The sequence below is a fragment of the Flavobacterium coralii genome (assembly GCF_019891545.1).
In the GTDB taxonomy this organism is placed as follows: Bacteria; Bacteroidota; Bacteroidia; order Flavobacteriales; family Flavobacteriaceae; genus Flavobacterium; species Flavobacterium coralii.
This window is the reverse complement of the sequence record NZ_JAHDIU010000022.1, coordinates 1-1905: the sequence shown is the minus strand read 5'-3', so window position 1 is coordinate 1905 and position 1905 is coordinate 1. Positions and strand designations below refer to the sequence as shown.

1 rRNA gene is annotated in these 1905 nt (G+C 48.1%); it reads left to right on the top strand.

What is annotated here, in order from left to right:
• Positions 1-377: 377 nt before the first annotated feature.
• Positions 378-1893: ribosomal RNA gene (locus KJK34_RS14940) — 16S ribosomal RNA — on the top strand.
• Positions 1894-1905: the final 12 nt, after the last annotated feature.

Here is a 1905-nt window from a genome sequence, read left to right as displayed (position 1 = left end):
GCCTACTTTTGCACCCGCAATAAAGCCATAAGGCGTATCACTGAACTCCAAAACAACATATGGATTAGGTGAAGTAATCAAGGCAACGTTCACACACAAACTGATAATAAAAGAAGCGGCAAAAGCAAAGAAATGCCCTGAAAAAAAGTTACCAAAACATTTGGAACTAAAACAGGGAATACAGTATCTTTGCCCTCCGGTTCGGTAAAAACGGAACAGGAGAAAAAGCCACAACCTTTATTGAAAAAGCAAAGCGAAAAAAAATAAAAAAATATTTTTCAAAACGCTTGTCAGATAAAAAGAAAGTTGTACTTTTGCACCCGCTTTCACAACGAAAGCGAAAACAAAGAAAGAGTCGTATAAGACATTAAAAATCTACGATGAAGAGTTTGATCCTGGCTCAGGATGAACGCTAGCGGCAGGCCTAACACATGCAAGTCGAGGGGTAGGGGCTTTCGGGCCCTGAGACCGGCGCACGGGTGCGTAACGCGTATGCAATCTGCCTTGTACAGGGGGATAGCCCGGAGAAATCCGGATTAATACCCCATAGTATATTAGAACAGCATTGTTTTAATATTAAAGATTTATCGGTACAAGATGAGCATGCGTCCCATTAGCTAGTTGGTATGGTAACGGCATACCAAGGCAATGATGGGTAGGGGTCCTGAGAGGGAGATCCCCCACACTGGTACTGAGACACGGACCAGACTCCTACGGGAGGCAGCAGTGAGGAATATTGGTCAATGGGCGAGAGCCTGAACCAGCCATGCCGCGTGCAGGATGACGGTCCTATGGATTGTAAACTGCTTTTGTACGGGAAGAAACCTTTCCACGTGTGGAAAATTGACGGTACCGTAAGAATAAGGATCGGCTAACTCCGTGCCAGCAGCCGCGGTAATACGGAGGATCCAAGCGTTATCCGGAATCATTGGGTTTAAAGGGTCCGTAGGCGGTTTTATAAGTCAGTGGTGAAATCCGGCAGCTCAACTGTCGAACTGCCATTGATACTGTAGAACTTGAATTATTGTGAAGTAACTAGAATATGTAGTGTAGCGGTGAAATGCTTAGAGATTACATGGAATACCAATTGCGAAGGCAGGTTACTAACAATACATTGACGCTGATGGACGAAAGCGTGGGGAGCGAACAGGATTAGATACCCTGGTAGTCCACGCCGTAAACGATGGATACTAGCTGTTTGAGAGCAATCTTGAGTGGCTAAGCGAAAGTGATAAGTATCCCACCTGGGGAGTACGAACGCAAGTTTGAAACTCAAAGGAATTGACGGGGGCCCGCACAAGCGGTGGAGCATGTGGTTTAATTCGATGATACGCGAGGAACCTTACCAGGGCTTAAATGCAGTATGACGTACCTGGAAACAGGTATTTCTTCGGACATATTGCAAGGTGCTGCATGGTTGTCGTCAGCTCGTGCCGTGAGGTGTCAGGTTAAGTCCTATAACGAGCGCAACCCCTGTTGTTAGTTGCCAGCGAGTCAAGTCGGGAACTCTAACAAGACTGCCGGTGCAAACCGTGAGGAAGGTGGGGATGACGTCAAATCATCACGGCCCTTACGTCCTGGGCTACACACGTGCTACAATGGCCGGTACAGAGAGCAGCCACTGGGCGACCAGGAGCGAATCTATAAAGCCGGTCACAGTTCGGATTGGAGTCTGCAACCCGACTCCATGAAGCTGGAATCGCTAGTAATCGGATATCAGCCATGATCCGGTGAATACGTTCCCGGGCCTTGTACACACCGCCCGTCAAGCCATGGAAGCTGGGGGTACCTGAAGTCGGTGACCGCAAGGAGCTGCCTAGGGTAAAACTGGTAACTGGGGCTAAGTCGTAACAAGGTAGCCGTACCGGAAGGTGCGGCTGGAACACCTCCTTTCTAGAGATTACG